General features: G+C 55.8%; 14 protein-coding genes. 9 read left to right on the plus strand and 5 right to left on the minus strand.

Going from position 1 to position 19,135, the window contains the following annotated elements; translation table 11 throughout:
• The first annotated feature begins 138 nt into the window (after positions 1-138).
• From BJL95_RS05215 to BJL95_RS05225, 3 genes are all read left to right on the plus strand, one after another.
• Positions 139-1,737, plus strand: coding sequence for a SagB/ThcOx family dehydrogenase (locus tag BJL95_RS05215; RefSeq protein ID WP_071156045.1), 1,599 nt, complete (start codon positions 139-141; stop codon positions 1,735-1,737).
• A gap of 228 nt (positions 1,738-1,965) precedes the next feature.
• Entirely contained in the window at positions 1,966-3,225 is a 1,260-nt protein-coding gene (locus BJL95_RS05220) for an ATP-binding protein (RefSeq protein WP_071156047.1), read from the plus strand.
• Between the two features lie 3 nt (positions 3,226-3,228).
• Positions 3,229-7,260 (plus strand): NACHT domain-containing NTPase, encoded by a 4,032-nt coding sequence (locus BJL95_RS05225; protein ID WP_071156049.1) that lies wholly within the window; start codon positions 3,229-3,231, stop codon positions 7,258-7,260.
• Between the two features lie 107 nt (positions 7,261-7,367).
• Here the strand turns inward: BJL95_RS05225 and BJL95_RS05230 are convergent, their stop codons facing one another.
• The 3 genes from BJL95_RS05230 to BJL95_RS05240 form a co-directional block, all read right to left on the minus strand.
• Entirely contained in the window at positions 7,368-7,775 is a 408-nt protein-coding gene (locus tag BJL95_RS05230) for a hypothetical protein (protein ID WP_064031125.1), read from the minus strand.
• 375 nt (positions 7,776-8,150) lie between these two features.
• Positions 8,151-9,968: a hybrid sensor histidine kinase/response regulator gene (locus BJL95_RS05235; RefSeq protein WP_071156051.1), complete on the minus strand. Its 1,818-nt coding sequence runs from the start codon at positions 9,966-9,968 to the stop codon at positions 8,151-8,153.
• A complete protein-coding gene (locus BJL95_RS05240; protein WP_071156053.1) occupies positions 9,968-10,621 on the minus strand; it encodes a response regulator transcription factor in 654 nt (217 codons plus the stop codon). Before BJL95_RS05240 ends, BJL95_RS05235 begins: the two co-directional genes overlap by 1 nt.
• A gap of 451 nt (positions 10,622-11,072) precedes the next feature.
• Here BJL95_RS05240 and BJL95_RS05245 point away from each other — a divergent pair, with 451 nt between their 5' ends.
• Positions 11,073-11,486, plus strand: coding sequence for a hypothetical protein (locus tag BJL95_RS05245; RefSeq protein ID WP_071156055.1), 414 nt, complete (start codon positions 11,073-11,075; stop codon positions 11,484-11,486).
• 272 nt (positions 11,487-11,758) lie between these two features.
• Complete coding sequence (locus tag BJL95_RS05250) at positions 11,759-12,301, plus strand: hypothetical protein (RefSeq protein ID WP_139306142.1); 543 nt, start codon at positions 11,759-11,761, stop codon at positions 12,299-12,301.
• A gap of 32 nt (positions 12,302-12,333) precedes the next feature.
• On the opposite strand, the gene BJL95_RS05255 is transcribed toward BJL95_RS05250, so the two are convergent.
• Together BJL95_RS05255 and BJL95_RS05265 are read right to left on the minus strand one after the other, a co-directional pair.
• Positions 12,334-12,969, minus strand: a complete 636-nt coding sequence (locus BJL95_RS05255; RefSeq protein ID WP_071156057.1) for a DUF998 domain-containing protein — start codon at positions 12,967-12,969, stop codon at positions 12,334-12,336.
• 324 nt (positions 12,970-13,293) lie between these two features.
• Positions 13,294-13,686 carry a hypothetical protein gene (locus BJL95_RS05265; RefSeq protein WP_071156059.1) on the minus strand — a complete coding sequence of 131 codons (393 nt, stop codon included), beginning with the start codon at positions 13,684-13,686 and terminating at the stop codon, positions 13,294-13,296.
• A 350-nt stretch (positions 13,687-14,036) separates the two neighbouring features.
• On the opposite strand from BJL95_RS05265, the gene BJL95_RS05270 reads away from it, so the two are divergent.
• The 4 genes from BJL95_RS05270 (at position 14,037) to BJL95_RS05285 (ending at position 19,110) form a co-directional block, all read left to right on the plus strand.
• Complete coding sequence (locus BJL95_RS05270; protein WP_071156061.1) at positions 14,037-14,747, plus strand: DUF1566 domain-containing protein; 711 nt, start codon at positions 14,037-14,039, stop codon at positions 14,745-14,747.
• Between the two features lie 60 nt (positions 14,748-14,807).
• Complete coding sequence (locus tag BJL95_RS05275; protein WP_071156063.1) at positions 14,808-15,386, plus strand: hypothetical protein; 579 nt, start codon at positions 14,808-14,810, stop codon at positions 15,384-15,386.
• A 125-nt stretch (positions 15,387-15,511) separates the two neighbouring features.
• Complete coding sequence (locus BJL95_RS05280) at positions 15,512-15,940, plus strand: hypothetical protein (protein WP_071156064.1); 429 nt, start codon at positions 15,512-15,514, stop codon at positions 15,938-15,940.
• 521 nt (positions 15,941-16,461) lie between these two features.
• Positions 16,462-19,110 (plus strand): dockerin type I domain-containing protein, encoded by a 2,649-nt coding sequence (locus BJL95_RS05285; protein ID WP_071156066.1) that lies wholly within the window; start codon positions 16,462-16,464, stop codon positions 19,108-19,110.
• Positions 19,111-19,135 lie beyond the last annotated feature (25 nt).

Genomic DNA, 19,135 nt, shown 5'->3' on the forward strand with positions numbered 1-19,135 from the left:
TATCGTACCGGCGAATGAAATACATCGGCGTAGCAGCGGCTCCGGCCGCGATTGACGGCGTTCCGACACCGGATTGGCGATTCCGCGCCGCATGACTTTCATCGCCACTCGTTAACCGAACCGAGCCCTTACCGCCCCATGTCCAACGCCACCGCCGTCATTGCGTACCACAACCGCACCAAACACCAACTCAACGCCTACGCCAAAGGCCCGGAGTCGCTGGACTGGGACGACCAGCCCAGCCCGTTTCGGCGTTTTGCCAATTGCGATATCGTCAAACTACCGCTACCCGGCGCTGAGTTGGCGTGCCGCTTTGCTGAGTTGGACCGCCCCGAAGCCATAGCCCCTCGGCCGGTCTCACTGGAAAATGTCGGACTATTGATGGAACTGGCCTTCGGCTTATCGGCCTGGAAACAATTCGGCCCGGACCGCTGGTCGTTGCGCTGCAATCCGTCCAGCGGCAACCTGCACCCGACCGAAGCCTATCTGGTCAGCACCGACCCCGAACTGCTAGGCCCCGGCGTCTACCACTACGTCAGCCACGACCACGCGCTGGAACGGCGGGCGGCGTTTAGCGCGGACGGTTGCGAGCCGGCGCTGTACCTGGGCTTGTCGTCCGTCCATTGGCGGGAAGCCTGGAAATACGGCGAACGCGCCTTCCGCTACTGCCAGCACGACATCGGCCACGCCCTGGCGGCGCTGAGCTACGCGGCCGCCGGGCTGGGCTGGCGCGTGGAATTGCTGAGCGAGGCCGGCGACGCCGACATCGCCGCTTGGCTGGGCCTGGATCGGGCCGACGACTTCGTCGCCAATGAGCGAGAGGCGGCCGACCTGTTTTGTCGCATTCACGCCGACGCGCCAAGCACGGCCGATTTCGATCCGGCCGCTTTGTCGGGTTGCCTGCAAACGGCGGAATGGTTCGGCAAAACCGGTCGGCTGAGCGGCCGGCATTTTTATCGCTGGCCGGTGATCGACGAAGTCGCCGAATACGCGTTGAAACCGCCGACGCCGCCCGAGCGGCAAACTTGGCCGGCCGCCGACCTGCCCGCGCCCAGCCGTGACGATTCGGCCAGCCGGCTGATTCGGGACCGCCGCAGCGCCCAACACTTTAACGGCAAATCGGCGCCGCTGCCGCTCGCCGATTTTTACCGCATCCTCGCCGCACTGCTGCCCGGCGCCAAACCGCCGTTCACGGCCTGGAACTGGCCGGCGCAAGTGCAATTGTTTTTCTTCGTGCATCGAGTGGATGACCTGGAACCTGGACTTTACTGCCTGCCGCGCGCCGGCGAACTCGACGCGTTGAAACAAGTCTGCTCCGCCGACTACGTTTGGCAGCGCGTCGAAGCGCCGTTCGAGTTTTACTTGCTGACCGCCGGCAACGTCCGCCAAGCCGCGAAAACCCTGTCCTGCCACCAACCGATTGCCAGCGACAGCGCCTTCAGCCTGGGGATGTTGGCCCGCTTCGCCGCCAACGTCAATGCCGAAGCCTGGCGCTACCGTCGGTTGTTTTGGGAATGCGGCCTGCTCGGCCAAATTTTATACCTGGAAGCCGAAGCCGCCGGCGTACGCGGCACCGGCATCGGCTGCTTCTTCGACGACGCCGTGCATGGCGTTCTGGGCTTGCAAAACGACGTTTGGCAAAGCCTCTACCACTTCACCGTCGGCGAACCACTGGACGACAACCGCCTACAAACCTTTCCGGCGTATGCGCATTTGAGTGATCCGGGGGCGCTTTAGAGATTTTCGGGATCGCGAAAATGCTGTTTTAAACGATCAAAGATGCTATCTGACAGTCGAGAAAGGATTTTCTCCTCGGAGAATAAAAAGACGGACAGAACACTTTAACCGCGATTGAGGACAGTCCTTCCCCATAAATCCGGGTTTTGCCGAAGACCTTCATAGGGAAGTTAGACAACCGATAATAGAGATGTTACGTTACTGAGTAAATTTACTCAGTAACGTAACATGAAATATACCCGCCCCCAGGAAGCCCTGCTCAAAACCCGCCTTGGCGACCCGGTTCACTTCATCAATTTACTCGCCGGCCCTAGGCAAGTCGGCAAAACCACCATTATCCGCGACATCGTTGCATCCGCGCCGACGCAAGGTTATTACGTGTCCGTGGACGATGAGCCAAGCAACGTTTCGTATGAGATAAGCAGCGTAGCCGCAGCTATCTCTCCGCCCCAGAGGAAGGATAAAGCCTGGTTGGCATTTCATTGGCAGGAAGCCAGAAACCGCGCCGCCGTCTGGCTTAAAACCACACAACGCGACGAAGCCTTTGTGTTTGCGATAGACGAAATCCAAAAAATCGAACACTGGTCCGACATCGTCAAAGGCTTATGGGACGCCGACCGCGCCAACGGCGTGCCGATGCATGTGGTTCTGCTGGGTTCCGCGCCGTTGTTGATGCAAAAAGGCTTGTCGGAGAGTCTGGCCGGTCGCTACGAAACTCTGCCCGTCAGTCATTGGGGCTTTGCCGAAATGCAAGAAGCCTTCGGATTGACGCTCGAACAATACGTCTACTTTGGCGGATATCCCGGCAGTGCCTGCCTGATAAAAGACGAAACCCGCTGGCGGCACTATGTGCGCGACAGCTTGATACAGCCCAATATCGAAAAAGACATCCTGCAAATGGTGCGTATCAAAAACCCTATGCTGCTGAAACAGTTGTTCGAACTGGGTTGCCATTATTCTGGACAGGAGTTGTCGTTGACCAAAATGATTGAAAGCATCATTGAAGCCAAGCATACCGAGACTCTGGCCGATTATCTGCATTTGTTGGCTGAAACCAAGCTGTTGGCCGGCCTGCATAAATATGCCGGACAGGAAGTGCGCAAGCGCAACTCCGCACCCAAGCTACATGTGTTCAACACCGCGTTGATGTCTGCGCTGCAGGATTACAGCTTTGCCGAGGCTCAAGCCGACCGCAGCTATTGGGGCCGCTTGGTGGAAAGCAGCGTCGGCGCGCATCTCTTGAATACCCGTGACGAAGATACCAAGCTTTACTACTGGCGCGAAGGCAATCAGGAAGTCGATTTCGTGCTGGCCAAAGGCAAGAAACTGACGGCGATTGAAGTCAAAAGCGCGCCCAAGCCGGTGGTGTCGGCTGGTTTGAACGTGTTTGCCCAAAAATACCCCCACGCCAGAAAAATTCTGGTCGGTGCCGGCGGCGTGCCGCTGGCGGAATTTCTATCTCAACCCGCCGAAGACTGGCTGGAATAGTTCATGCTGTTTCGCGTCCCCCGCACTGTTACCGAAAAAACCACGGAAGACATTCCAACCGAAAGCCGTCCTATCGCCGACTACAGGGACCGACCGGCCTATGTATTGCTGGGCGAACCGGGCGCAGGGAAATCCACGTTGTTCGAAGACGAAGCAGACAATACCGACGACGGCTATTACATTTCCGCCAGAGACTTTATCGATTTGGATAATGACGAATGGCGGGAGAAAACCTTGTTCATCGACGGCCTGGACGAGGCCCGAGCCGGCAAGGACGACGCGCGAACGCCATTGGGTGCCATTCGAGGCAAACTCAATAAATTGGGTTGTAAACGGTTCCGCATTTCCTGCCGCGAAGCCGATTGGCTGGGTGCGCTGGATAGCAGAGATTTATCTAAAATCAGCCCTGTTAGCGTTCTGTATTTAGACCCATTAAACAGCGGCGACGTGGAGGCGATACTCGCCAACGATAACCGTGTCGGCGATGCGGACGGTTTCATTGAAACAGCGGAACGCTCCGGCCTGTCCGGTTTGCTCGAAAATCCGCAAACACTGGATATGTTGATCGACGCCGTCAAGGGCGGCCAGAATTGGCCGTCTACCAAGCAGCAGCTATACCGGCTGACATCGGAACAATTGGCGGCGGAATTTAACGACGAACATAGGGTTGCCGAAAAATCCACGGTTAATATTCCAGCGTTGCTCGACGCGGTAGGCTTGCTATGCGCGATTCAACTGCTCGCCAACCTGTCGGGCTTCAGCGAAGGTTACGCCCAGCCGGGCCGCGTCAGTCTTGCTTCCATCGATCTTCCTGCGCCAACTCGTGCAGCCTTAAAGACCCGCTTGTTCAGAAAGGTGGGAGACGAATATAGCTATGTGCATCGTAGCGTCGCGGAGTATCTGGCAGCGCACTTCATCGCCGGCAAGATCAAGGATGACTTATTGGTCAATCGGGTATTGACGCTCACGACCGGCGTGGACGGCGGCATCGTCGCCGCGTTGCGTGGCTTGATGGCTTGGTTGGCGGTATTGTCTGAGTCCGCGCGCGACCGGTTGATCGAAATCGATCCCTTGGGCTTGGTGGTGTATGGGGATGTGCAGTTGTTTTCTACGCAAACGAAATCCAGATTATTACGCGCATTGATTCGGGAAGCACAAACCACAGGTTTTCCCAGCCGAGATTGGCATACTACTGCGTTTGCCGCATTTTGGACAACTGATCTAAATCAGGAAATATTGGCATCATTTGACAAATTGAGGTTTAGCGATAGCGAACAATATTTGCTTTATTGCCTAATGCAAGGACTGTGCTATACGGAAAGTGCGCCAAATATCAAGCCTCAATTACTAGCTATTATAAGGAATAAAGCGTATTGGGAGACCACTCGAAGTTACGCCTTGAATGCTTTTTGTCACATATATCCAGACGATTACGAAAGCTTATTGGCCTTGGCCGAAGATATTCACAGTAAAATCGTTGAGGATGAACGTAATGATTTATTAGAAGTTTTATTGAGAAAACTATTTTTGTCGAAAGTTAAAGCTGCCGAAATAATTCGGTTTATTGGAAAACGGCCTGATAGCAATAGAATCTCCTGCGTTCGGTTTTGGAGAAAAGAATTTATTCAAGGAGTAGTCGATAGCGAACTACCAGATGTCTTGGATGAATTTTTTAGCATTGGAACCGAGAAAATACATGCTGCGGTAGATGATTTATTCGATGTCGCTGGCGATTTGTTGGTGAGCGGGATAACTTTGCATGGTTCGTCTATTTCTGATGAAAGGCTTTATTGTTGGTTATCGATCGGTATTGACGAATACGATGAATGCAGATTGCTGCAAGAGCACAAAACGAAAATTTCGGTATGGCTGGAGGCAAACCCTGAAAAAGTTTTTAATCTTATCTCGGAGGGTTTGAAACGTATAGCAAAAAAGGAAAATATCGAATATGAGATCAGTCTAATTTTTGAGCGTTTCCGAAAAGCTGTTCCGCCGAAAAACTTGGGTGTCTGGTGGTTAAACATGGCATTGACCGAAATCGATCCAGATAAAAGAATTTTTTTCTTCAGACAGGCATTCTCGACTCTCTATAACCAAAACAGCGTTTTGACTCTTGAAGAAATTAGCGAATGGGTCTTTCAGCACCCTGAGTTTAGCGAGGTGTTTAATGAGCTAAAGTTTCACCCCATTCCGGAATCGTGGAAAAAAAGGATCGAATCAAAAGCCAAGTGGCAGCGTCAACGCAAACGGGAATTGGATGAGAAATTAAGTTTTTTTTATGCAAATTTGGATGGCATTGCTGCTGGCACGGCTGAGCCTTTTGTTTACGACCAAATTTCACAATATTTTGATGATAGCGTTAGTGTAAGCGGGAAGTCTAATGAACAGCGATTAGCGGAGTATCTAAACGATGACGATATTCTGATTAAATCCGCAAAAAGCGGATTACGAAAAATATTGGATAGAACTGATATTCCTGGAGCGGAAGAAATATTGGCGGCTGATGTAAAAAATGAATATCACTATATCAGGCGACCCTTCCTGGTATGCATTGAAAGTTTGTATTTAGAGAACAATAAATTTTTAGAAACCTTAAGCGATAATTTAATTAATAGTGCGCTTGCATTTTGCTTTACGCAGAGTGCGTTCAAAGACGAATGGTTTAAATCACTATGCTATTCTCGGTCTGATTTTGTTGCAAAATCCTATTCGGCTTACATTACAACCTTGCTAAATGCCAAGGCTAGATTTATTCATGGAATTTCCTGTATTACTAGTTACGCTCACGGCGTACCGATAGCTCGTCGCATCGTATTACCGTTGCTAGAAAAATATCCTATACGCGGCTACAAAGATCACATTCACCATCTTAAATATTTATTGAAAGCCGCTATTGCCGAGGCCGAGAGGATTGAATTACGTGCGCTTATTGAGAAAAAATTGGCTTGTAAAGGCATGGATTTAGCGCAACGCATTTATTGGCTTGCCACGGGGTTGATTATTGAGCCAATCATTTACGAAACGAAGATCCAACTGGAAGTGACCGACAACGCTATCCGTATCAATCATTTGTCTTCGTTCTTATTGCCGAGGCATGGTAACGAACCCTACTTCGGTCTTGAAAGGATTACTACGATGGGCATGTTGATAGCGTTGCTGGCACCTCGCTGTCAGCCGAATTGGCCTAGGGGTGGTGGATTTGTTACGCGAGCGATGGAAGAGCGAGATTATGTTCGATATTTGATAAACAACTTGGCGGCGAATCCCGCAGAGGAAGCCGCAAAGGTTCTGGCCGAATTACTCGAACAGCCAAAATTGATTGCCTGGCACTCACTAATCCGCGACGCCCAACAAGCCCAACAAATCAGCCGCCGGGAAGCGCTGTATAAACGCCCTGACGCATTCCAAGTCATTGAAACGCTGAACGACCGAAAACCGGCTAACGTCGCTGATCTTGCCGTACTGGCGTTGGATTGTTTACAGCAATTGGCGGCGGAAATGCATGGCAGCAGCACCAATCCGTACCAGCATTTCTGGAATTTGAAAGGCAAAAACGTTGCAAGGCCTAAAGAACCTTACCTGGAGAATGACCCTAGATACGAAGAAGTTAGTCGCAATTACCTGGCCGATCGACTCAAGCCGATGCTGGCGAATTACGAAGTCGCCGTGGAATCGGAAGCATTGCAAGCCAATGAAAAGCGCGCCGATATGAAATTGTCCTTCATCCATGAAGGTCGATCTTTTTACCTACCCATAGAAATCAAGCGCGATTATCACCGCGATTTGTGGAAGACCTTACACCAACAACTAATACCACGCTACACCATCTCCCCGGAAACCGAAGGCCGGGGCTTGTATCTGGTGCTTTGGTTTAATTCCAAAAAACTGCCTACACATCCTCAAGGTCTGCCGCCACCCAAGTCCGCCACCGAATTGACGGAAATGCTGAAGGCCACATTGACACCGGCGGAACGAAAATTAATCGACGTTTTCGTGCTTGATGTTTCTGCAACAACGCCATCGAAACCGAGCTGAATAGGTCTGAAGCCGACTCCCTCCAATTCCCGGCTCTTAAATCTTAAACAATCCACAAGGCGGTTGCGGCAATCCGGTAGGGCAACGTTCGTGACCGGTGACTAACCTTAAGCCCTAACATCCAACCCGCCCGGCAACGGCATGCCGTCGATGCGTTTCAGTTTGGTCAGTACCGATTCCAGAAAATCGGTATTGGTGCCTCGACTTTTGTCGAAGGCGATGGCGCCTTCGATTTGGCCGAGATAATCGATCTTGACGTCGGCGCGGGCTTGGGGATCGGCGTTTGCGAACAGGTTGCCGTGCATCATCGGCGCGATGTCCAGCAAGCCGTCTACTCCGGCCTTGATCAGCGAGTTGATTTCGTTCAGCGACACGTTGCGTAGATCGACCGTACGCGTTGCGTTCGCAGCGACCGGCGTTGCGCCCGCTTCGCGGCTGGTTACGTTGGCCGGCCGGCTGTTGCCGGCTTGGGCGGTATAGGCGGCAAGGGTTTGCCCGATCGTGGCAATGTTCATAGTGAGCTCCGGTTAATGGACTTGCGGATCGTCCGGTCTGACGCGAATGTTGGCCGGACGGCAGCCGGCGCTTGGAAATCCGTCAGCCAATTGCATGCCACTTTCCCAGAGCAAGCGGCCCAACAACGGCAATTCCGCGCGGCACCGAGCCGCGAAACGGGAATAGCGAAGGTCATGCCGTCAGCGCCAGCCCGGCAATATCCGTCGCCGTCGTCATCGCACTTCACCTTTGGGTTAATCCCCCTCACCCTGCCCTCTCCCGCGAGGAGAGGGTTCTGTTTCGACCTTTACGACGGCCTCCACCGGGAGAGGGGCTTTTACGACACGCTCCGGTGGGCGAGGGAGCGGACGCGCCGAAATTTGAAATGCGCAAGACTATTCGGCGTCTACCGCGTCGGCCGCCGGCAGCCAGCGGCTCAACAAGGCGTACAGTGCCTCGGGATCGACCGGTTTATGCAACACGACATAACCTTCCAGGTCGGCTTGATGCAGCGCCGGGGAGTCGAATTCGCCGCTAATCATCGCCCCGACCGCGGCTGGGCAACGTTCCAGCAAGGCTTGCAGCAGTTCGAAACCGCTTTCGCCGGAGCGCAAGCGCTGGTCGCAAAAAATCACCTGTGGTTCGAAGCCGCCGGCCAGCGCGGCGAAGGCCTCGCCGCCGGACCCGACGCAGACGGTTTCCACGCCCCACGCCGCCAACATGGCTTGCCAGGCGCCGCGTACTTGCGGCTCGTCGTCCAACACCAGGCAGCGTCCGTTCAAGGCCCCGCCCCGCCCCGCCGGCGAAAAATCGCGGTCGCGGGTCGCCGCGCGCCGTTCGACGATGTCGGCGCTCGGCAATTGCAACCAAAACCGCGAGCCCTTGCCTTCCCGCGAACTCAAGCCTTGACTGGCCCCCATCAGATCGGCGCACCTTGCCACCACCGCCAACCCCAGGCCGTGGCCGGCGTTGTCGATGCGCCAAGCGTGCTCGGGCCGGAAGAACGGCGAAAAGATGCGTTGGCGGTCGTCCTCGGCAATGCCCACGCCGGTATCCCACACTTCCACTCGCCAGCCGCCGCCGCGTCGGCGCGCCGCCAGCAACACGCCGCCGTGCTGGGTGTAGCGCAGCGCGTTCTGCATCAGATTAATCATGGATTGGCGTAACAAAGTCGAGTCGGCCCGCACCAGCGCGTTACCGGCACCGACGCGCACCCGCAATTGGATGTCGCGGGCATGGGCTTCCTCGCGAAACAAGGTGGCAACGTCGTTCATCATCGGTTCCAGCGCCACGGTTTGCAGATTGACCGGTTGGGCGCCCAGTTCGATGCGCGACAGGTCCAGTAGCGAATTGAACATCTGCGTCACCGATTGCACGCTCTGCTTGAGGTCTTGCAAGGCCGGACTGAGCAGCAAATCCCGATTGCGACGAGAGATGGATTCGATCAAGAACCCCATCGCATGTACCGGCTGGCGCAGATCGTGGCTGGCGGTGGTCAAAAACTGGTTTTTGGCCCGTAGCGCTTCCTCGGCCTGCTCCATGGCCAGACGGTAACTTTCCGCGAGTCTGGCGCTATCTTCCTCCAGTTTGATCTGTTGCAAGAAAAAGCCGTGGGCAATCGACGAATGGCGGTGTATCGACAATACGTAGCTGAGGCATAAGGGTAGCGTCAACGGCCAGTGCTCGGGAAAGGTCCACGGCGTCAGCAGCGTACAAACGCCCCAACTGGCGGCGAAGAAGCGTTTGAAGGCGCTGAATACCGGCGATTGATGGGTAGCGTTGGCCGCCATCACCGCCGCCAAGCTCATGTATAGCGTAAGTGTGAATTCGAACGGCACCCGGCCAGCCACGACCAACACCAATGCGGTCAACCCGAAGCCGTGCAGCAGCGCCATCCTCAGGATTGCCGGCAACCAACCGGCCACCGCGAGCCCAGGATCGAGTTGCGCGCGATCGCGCAGATATTGGCGATGCAGCCGCCGAACCGCGACCACGGCAATCGAGTAGGATGCGGTCCACATCAACAACCCCCAGGGGTTCCGGTCCAGTTGGTATTTCCAGTAAGCGAAGGGCAAACCGACGAAAGGAATAATGGTAATGCTGTAGACCAAGCGGTTTAAGGTCATATCCAACAAGCGCGCCTGACCGTCGGGGCTGATGTCTGCAAAACGTAAAGGGTCGGCGGCAGTTGAATCAGAGAGTGCCGACTTCATTACGAACCTTCCAGCTTTCTGCCGCGCAGCATGGTAATCACCTCGATCCGATTGCGGGCACCCAGCCGTTCCAGAATACCGGTGACGTGCTCTTTGACGGTTTGTTCGGACAACGACAGGTTCAAGGCGATGCGTTTGTTGGGCAAGCCCTTCAACATCATTGCCAGTACCTGGCCTTGACGGGCGGTCAGACCCAGCTCGGCGGCGGTGACCGGCAGCTCCTTTAGCGGCTGATTGATACCGGTCGCGGCAAATGGACCGGTGTGAAACCAAGTGTCGCCCCGCAGCAACGCGGCCACGGCGCGGCCGAAAATATCCGGCGCTTCCTGCTTGTGCAGAAAACCGTCGGCACCGGCTTCGCGCACCTTGCCCGACACGGCCGAATTGTCGTCCGCGCTGATGGCCAGCAAACGCGTCGCTGGGCATTGCCGTTTCATTTGCACGAGTAAGGGTAGCGACGCACCTTCCGGCAGCCAAAAATCCACCACGGCCAACGACGGCGGCTGGGCGGTATCGAGAACTTCCCAAAACTCGGCGATGCTGGACACCGGCCGCGCCTGGCCGAAGCCGCAATGCGATAGCAAAAAATCGGCGATGCCGCTCGCCAACAGCGGGTGGTCGTCGATAACCAACGCGCTTGCCGAATTTGTCACATTCAATTCTCCCCAATGGTCGACAGTCTCGTTCGGTATTCTCCGCCGAGCAAGGCTGTCGCTAAAACATGCAAAATGATTACATCTTAACAATAGCCGGCGTGTCCCAACACCCTACTCCGGTAGGGTTCCGCCGCCACGCCGCGCTTCCGATAATGTCGCCCACTCATGTAGTCGATAGCCTGGTTTTCGGGTATCCGCATCCGTTCAAGACGGCTGTTTGGCGGAAGTTTTTTGACCTTGCTGTTTTATAAAACAATTAATTAGAGCAGCTAATACCGAAGGTACGACAAGTTACGAATTTTATAAGACATTCGATGCCGTATGCATCACTAAGGCCTATCGATTAAAAGGAGGCGCGGTGAAACCTTGCTTTCTATCGTTATCGGTTGTTGTTTTAACGATTAGTTGGATGTGCTTTAGGTTTTCACGCCAATGACAAGGCTAATTCATGAAAAATGTTATGACAACAATTGCCGCGTCCATGCTCTGTTCATGTGGTTTTATGACGCCGGCCAAGCAATATGCGGGCGACAGTCTGGGACCAGACGAGATTGCGGTAATCCAAAGTGTTGTGGGCTCCCCGTTTGCCGATGCTTATCATACGACCATCATCGGCTATTCGAAGATTGAACCCAACGGCTCCGGCGAACGGAAGGAATTTGGCTGGCCGGGTTTTACGGACTACCCCAGCGAAATTCATCTCCTGCCTGGAGAGTATGAAATTCAAGTCTATTGCTTTAAAGGGTTTTCGAGTCGTAGACCCAAGAAAACGCTGGCCGTACAAGCAGGTCGAATCTACCGGCTCAAATGCGATGTCCGAAACGATCAGGCACTCGTCACCGTGAGCTTGCAAGTCAACTAACCCGCTAGGGTAGTCGGTGTTTACGCAACATTTAACGCGATCTACGATTCTTGCTCAGTCGAAACCCATTTTCCGAGACCAACGCGCTGTTCCGCTTGACGTTACAAGACCGACGATAGCCGGCTCCGATGGTTGAAACAGCGCGGCGCAGGTTTGCCTCATGCCTGATCGTGTCTCTGTTGATACATCTTGGGCTAGCGTCGGCGTTGACCGATATATTTCGACCGAGGAAACCGGCGGACCGGTTGCCGGATCGCTTGGCAGTGCTACCAGTGGAATTCAAAATCCTACATTTAGCGGAAAATGGCAGGGACAATCAGTCGCCGCCAAGCTTGCCTGCTAAGATGGCGGGAGGCAGATCAAGGGCTCAACCCAAGCCTGCGCCGATTTTGACGGCCTCGCCACGGCAAGCGATTAACGTTGCACCGCGGACCGATAAGTCAGCTAACCCCGCACATCCTGAGCCTCCCAAACTCGACCTATCCAAGGTATTGAACGACGTGCGTCAAGTCGCCCGAGAATCGGCGGAGCATAATGGAGAACAGAAATTCGATCGCCGCAAATTGGCAGTTAACCCGGAAAATCTTCACGCTCCGGATAGCGGGCCTAAGGACGTAATAGAGACTTATACGCTTCCCAATGGTTACCAGCGCCGATGCGCCGTCACGGCGGACGGCAAAAAGCAATGTATGAGTAAAGAAGCGGATGACGACGGCATTTGGAACGCTAAGATTTATGTACCGGACTCGCTGCCGTCCGACGGCAAATCCGTCGAGTTTGCTCGACGTCTACAGCAGGCTGTCGGAAAACATTAGCGCTGTCGCTCGGCTTGATGAAAACTGATGACTTAGGGTCGCATCGTAATTTCGATTCGGCCGATGTAGGCTTCGGCCAATTGCACGGCGCTCGCTAACGCGAGCCAGCCGAACAACACGCCTTCGGCAACGCGTTGGATCAGTCCCCTGTAGTCCGCCAGACAGGGGATGGCAAGCGACACCAGAACCGTCAGTACCAGTGCGCCGGAAATCTTCAAAGGGATTGCGATGCGGGAGCCCGGAATGCGCCCAAACAGCAGCAAAGCCAAACCGCCTCCCAGGTATTCAAGCGCACCGAACAGGTTATGAATTTGCTGGCGCCAGGAGCCGATCAGCGGGGAGCCGGGATCGCACGGGAATAGCGCGCAGAATACATAAGCCGTTCCCACCCAGGAAAATGCCAGTAAACCCCGGCGCAGACCGGAGTGATTCTTGAGCGTTCGGTACTGGCAGGCCAGTGCTAGCCATTGCATCAAGCCCACCGGCAGGAAAAGTCCGTAATTGATTTGATCCGCCAATGGCGTTCCGAACGCAGCCAACTCGCTGATGGTCTGGCGCACTGCGTCGTAGTTGGGTAGCGTTTGGGCATAGTGCCAGTTTCCCCAAGCCAACAGGCCCGAGGATGCCAGTCCCAACCAGCCGGCATGGCTACTAAGTGGCAGTTTCATTTGTCTGGGCTACCCCTGTCGGCAGATCGGATGGCAATAGCCGGCTTAGCAGAGCATACGAAGCCACCGGGTCCGACCGCTTGTGCAACACCAGATAACCCTGCTGCTCGGCTTGGGCCAGGGTCGGCGAATCGAACTCGCCGCCGATCATGGCCCCGACGGCGCCCCTCCCGACCCAAACCGTGGCCGGCATTGTCTATCCGCCAGGCCGATTCGGGGCGGAAGAATGGCGAATAGAAGCGTTGCCGGTCGTCTTCTCCGACTCCGACTCCGACTCCGACTCCGACTCCGACTCCGACTCCGACTCCGATGTCGGGCATTACTTCAGCATTTGCCGGCAGCTCGTAGTAATGCATTACAGCTTGCATTGTTGGTTTTTCCGATGTCGCTCGATCCCCGAGTAAAATCCGTACACATGGCGTCCGCCCCGCTTGCCATCCCCCACGTCGCGAATTTACCGAGCCCCGACGGCTCCAAAATTTCGCATTTAAAGGTGGCCCCATCGTTCGTTTTAACGGTGTACTGCGTACCGTTATAACCAGTGGGCGCTTCCGTTGCCTGTGAATTAGTGATCGTGAAGTTGCCAATTTCACGGCCGATCGCCATTGATATTTTGCTCTCGGCTTTGTTGCCTCCTTGGGCGGGAGCGTTATTTGCCGTGGTTGCGCAGCCGGAAAGTACCGACAACAGCGTTACCGTCAGAAGTTTTTCTACCATTTTTGCTCTCCAACGCTCCGAGTTACAAAATACGCAAGGCATCGGAGCGTGAAGATATGCCTAACGTCGAGTTGCGGTATCAAGCCGCCAAACTAAGCATCCGGTGGGTTATTGCCACATGAGTCGATTGCCGGCACTGGCTGATTTTCGGCAGTTGGCGGGACTCATTCAGACCGGTTCAAAACATGCAAAATAATTACATCTTAACAAACCGCCCGGTTGGCATGACACCCTACTCCGGTAGGGTTCCCAGCCTGTATCTGTCTTCCGATAATGTGCCCAGCCTTGGAGCCGTTAGTCCGGTTACCGAGTATCGGCATCTGTTCGAGAACAGCCTTTTGGAGAAAACGATGAAACGTATAATTTTACGCGCGGCCTTGTCTGCGCTCGGCACGCTGGCAGTCGGCAGCGCGCAAGCCCAGTTGTTCGACCGGGGCGGCGGCCTGATCTACGACAGCGAGCAAAACGTCACTTGGCTGGCGGACGCCAACTACGCCAAAACCAGCGGCTACGACGCCGAAGGCAAAATGAGTTGGCAAAACGCCGTGGCCTGGGTGGATGGCTTGACCTTCTTCGACGATGTGCGCGGCGCGAGTTACGACGATTGGCGCCTGCCGACCTTCAACGACCTGGGCGTGCCCGGTTGCGACTATGGATACAGCGGTAGCGATTGCGGATTCAACGTCTCCACGGCCAGCTCGGAACTCGCGCATCTGTTCTACGGCGATTTCGCTAACAAAGGCGCCCTCGATTCGCATGGCGGACCGCAGTCCGGCTACGGCCTCGTCGACGATCCGGCCACGGCCGACGACGAAAGCCTGTTCAGCCATCTGCAATCCTTTGGCTATTGGCTAGGCACCAGTTACGGCGGCGACGCCAGTAAAGCCTGGTATCTGAGCACCGCGACCGGCATGCAAAATTACATCAGCAAAGGCACCAATTATTACGTCTGGGCAGTCCGTGACGGCGACGTCGCCGCGCCGGTGCCATTGCCGGGCGCGGTCTGGCTGTTCGGTAGTGCGCTGATCGGCTTGATATACGCGAAACGTCGCGGCGTATAACTTGATTTTTAATCCGGCGGGCGGCTTTCGTAGGCCGCTTGTTACTTTCGAGGAAATCTTATGAAATTGAAACAAATGGCTGGGGTTTGGGTTATGGCCTTATTAAGCGTATCGCAGGCTTATGCCTCGCAAACCGTGCTCACCTTTGAAAACTTGAACGATTGGGATTTGGTTGACGGTTACGGCGGCATTTCCGGATGGCAAGCCGGCGGAAGCTTGCGAGATTATTCCATTTACCCGTCCCATCAGCCGGACATGGGGGATCGTTATTTCGCGGTTTCTTACGGCGGCGCGGAGCTGAGTTTCGACTCGGCGCCGGTGGTATTCGAGGGCGTGCATTATAATTTTGTCGGCTTCGACAGTCATGTCAGCTACGACCTGTATTACCAAAACCAACTGGTTTATAGCGCACCGCTGGTTCCGGAAAATCAGCCGCCGGAAGTTTATTGGTTGGCATCTGGCTACGCTGGGCTAATCGATAAAATCTATTTTCACGGGACGTCGGACGGCGTCGTCGTCGACAACCTGACCTACTCGACCACGGCCCCGGTACCGCTACCCGGCGCGGCTTGGCTGTTCGCAAGCGCCTTGGCCGGCGTCGCGGTCCGCCAGCCGCGCCGGCAAACGAGGTGGAAATAAAATGCGTGCGGTCAAACCCGCGGCCTAGGCAGTCATTCCACCGGTCCCGCGCGATAAAGCCGTGCGCCGCCGGTTAGCTCTGAGTTAGACTCCGCGTCTATCTCTGATTGCCGCGGCCGCCGCTGATGAAACTCCTTAAACTTCTACTCGCGATAACCGTCGGCGCCGGTGCCTATAATCACTGGCTGCAGCACCGGCAAGATAGTCCCCCTGGGAGTTCCGAAACGCTCGCAAACGTATCCAGCGCGTTTGTGGAGTTACCCGCGATCAGCGGTCAGAGTCCGTCCTCGGTTATTGTGGTCGCGGCCGAACACTGCCTGCATGCGGATGCGCGGCGCGCAGATCGACTTGCGGAGGACTTGTCTCGAAATGGCGTGCCGGTGGTCCGAACGCACTCGGTAAACTTTGACATACCCAACGGCGGACAGGCCGATCTGGACAAAATCGACCAAGTGATGGCCGGTCCGCTCCCAGTCGTCTTTGTCCACGGCCGAGCGAAGGCAAACCCAACGCTGGACGAGGTACTTTCAGAATTCAGAAGCTCGGAACAGTGACTGCCTCGGCATTAGAAAGATTCGACATCAAGCCAGCCGTCAACTATTTCTTGCGGCCAAATAATCAAGGTGAAATTCTCGCTTAATCGCGATCGGTGACCGCGTGTTCAATGGGCATGTCTGCCTGTTCAGCGGAGAAGCTTGGCTGTTTACATGGCGATGCCGAGTGTTGGTATAAGAACGCCGCGCGTGCGAACGGCAACGTTGCCTATCTCTATTAGACCGCACCCGGTCTAATGCTAACGCTCGACTGTTAAAACGACAACACTGCCTGTTCCAACAGCCCCTACCGCGACGTATTGCGGCGATGGCGAGAAAGTTCCCTAATAAGCACAAAATTTATGTGATTTTAATCATAAATTAATTTTAAGTTAATTATTAAATGCTAATGTTCAGCCGGGAACTTTTCCGGTTCCGCCGTTCGTCACGACTCGCGTTGCGATCTTAGAATCCAAGCCAGAAGACAGGAAGCCTCGCGCGAGTACTCGTCACCGATTATTGAAGGTAATAGGTTGAACACCATGAGAAAAACCGGTTTTCTGATTTTACTGACCAGCCTTTTGGGCTTGATGAGCCACCAGAGCCAGGCCGCCAACGCGGTTTTGTTGGGCTGGAACAATCTGGGCATGCACTGCATGGATTCGCGCTACGCCGAATTCGCGATCCTGCCGCCTTACAACACCATCGAAGCGCAATTGATCGTCGGCGGCAAATTGATGAAGGCCAGCACGGTACCGAACGCCGCCGATTACACGCTGAGTTATCAAGCCATCGTCGATCCGGTCAGCGGCGTGATGAACAGCACCTCCAGCGGCAAGAGCGATTGGGAAACCTACGCGCCCACGCTGTTTCCGGTTTTGAAAACGTTCAATCCGGCCTACACCGCCGACATGGGCTTGGCGGGCTGCAACATGCCGGGGATCGATAGTCCTTACGTGCTGAACACCGCGCAGCCGATGAGCTTTCAACCGGCCAACTCGCCGGAAAATACCTACCAGGCCGAAGGCGTACCGATCACGCCCACCGACGATCAGGGCAACAAAAACACCTATCCGTTGATGCGCTTGGTAGCCCGAGATGCCAACAACGCCGTGGTCGCGCAAACCGACATCGTGTTGCCGGTCTCCGACGAAATGAGCTGCAAAACCTGCCACGCCGCCAATACTAACGACAAGGCCAAACCAGCCGGCGGTTGGATCAGCGATGCCAACCAGGAGCGCGAATACCGGTTGAACATACTCAAACTGCACGACGACACCGAATTCGCCGAGCATGCCGCGCTGTACAACGAAGCCTTGGCTGCCAAAGGCCTGGACCCGGCCGGCTTGTACGCCGCCGCGACCACCGACCAAGACCCGGCGACGCCGGGCGTACAAGTCAAACCGATGCTGTGCGCGGCTTGCCATTCCTCCGAAGCACTGGGTGCGCCTAGTTTTAGCGGCGCCAACGGCACCGTGCCGGCGCTAACCCAATCGGTGCACGCCACCCATGCCACCGTCACCGCGCCAGGCAGTTCGCTGACCTTGGATAGCTCCGACAATCGCGCGGCCTGCTACGACTGCCATCCGGGTTCCAAAACCCGCTGCTTGCGCGGCGCGATGGGTAGCGCGGTCGCCGCCGACGGCAGCATGGAAATGCAATGCCAAAGCTGCCACGGCAATATGAGCAAGGTCGGCGACAGCCATCGCACCGGCTGGCTCGAAGAGCCCACTTGCCAAAGCTGCCATACCGGCACCGCCACCAACAACAACGGCAAAATCCGTTACAGCTCGGTGTTCAACAATCCGCTGACCTACGACAGCCAACGGGTCGCGGTCAATCAAACCTTCGCCACCAACGCCGATACGCCGGCCCCCGGATTGTCGCTGTACCGCTTTTCCAAAGGCCACGGCGGCCTGCAATGCTCGGCTTGCCACGGCTCGACCCACGCCGAATTCCCGTCGTCGCACCAAAACGACAATATCCGCAACGAGCAACTGCAAGGCCATGCCGGCGTAACGGTGGAGTGCAAAACCTGTCACACCGCCGGCGTCCCGAGTACCACCGACGGCGGACCGCACGGTCTGCACCCGATCGACCAAAACTGGGTGGGCCGGCACGGCGACGCGGTCGAGCGCTCCGGTACCACCGGCTGCAAAGGCTGTCACGGTAGCGACCTGCACGGCACCGAACTGTCGCGAGTTCAGGGCGACCGCTCGTTCAGCGTGGAGAGTTTGGGTACGGTCAAATTCTATCGCGGCGGCACGGTCGGCTGTTATTCCTGCCACCGAGGCCCTAGCAGCGAGAGCATGAACACGGCGGCCTATCCGATCACCGCCGACGTTTCGGCCAGCACCGCCGCCGGCACACCGGTCAATTTGACCTTGCCGGTCACCGGCACCGGCGTGACGATGCGCATCCTGAAGCAGCCGCAACACGGCACGGTCGGCTTGAACAATGCGGTCGCCACCTACTTCCCGGAAGAAGGCTTCAGCGGCACCGATAGCTTCTTGTTCGCCGGCTACGACGGCGCCAAAAACACCGTGACCAGCACCGGCAACAAGGGCGCGGTTCCGGCCACGGCGACCATTACCGTCAATGCCGCGTGTTCTTATAGCCTGCAACCCGGCAGCCAAGCCGCCGCCAACAGCGCCGGCAGCTTCAGCGCCACGCTGGCCACCGGCGCGAATTGCGCCTGGCAATTGCAAAGCGACGCGGCTTGGCTAAGCGTGACGTCACCGACCAGCGGCAGCGGTCCGGCGACGATTCAATACAACGTCGCGGTCAATCCGGCGCTCAACACCCGTATCGGCAACCTGACGGTATTGGGCGGCAGCAATCAAAACGCCGCCCAGTTAGCGGTTACTCAAGCGGCCGGCACCGATGGCGATGGCGACGGCGTAGTCGATGCGGTGGACAATTGCACCGCGCTCGCCAACGCCACGCAATTGGACAGCAACGGCGATCACTTCGGCAACCTCTGCGATGCCGATTTGAACAACGATTGCAAAACCAACTCGCTGGACTTGGGCTTGTTCAAAAGCGTTTACGGTAACGCCGCCGGCAATGCCGACCTGAAGGCCGCGGCCGACATGAACGGCGACGGCAACGTTAACTCGCTGGACCTGGGCTTGTTCAAACGCATCTACGGCAAAGCGCCAGGGCCTTCCGCGCAAGCGACTTGCCCGTAAGCGCGCCAGGCTAACAATCAACTTT

The sequence above is a fragment of the Methylomonas sp. LWB genome, assembly GCF_001856095.1.
GTDB lineage: Bacteria > Pseudomonadota > Gammaproteobacteria > Methylococcales > Methylomonadaceae > Methylomonas > Methylomonas koyamae_A.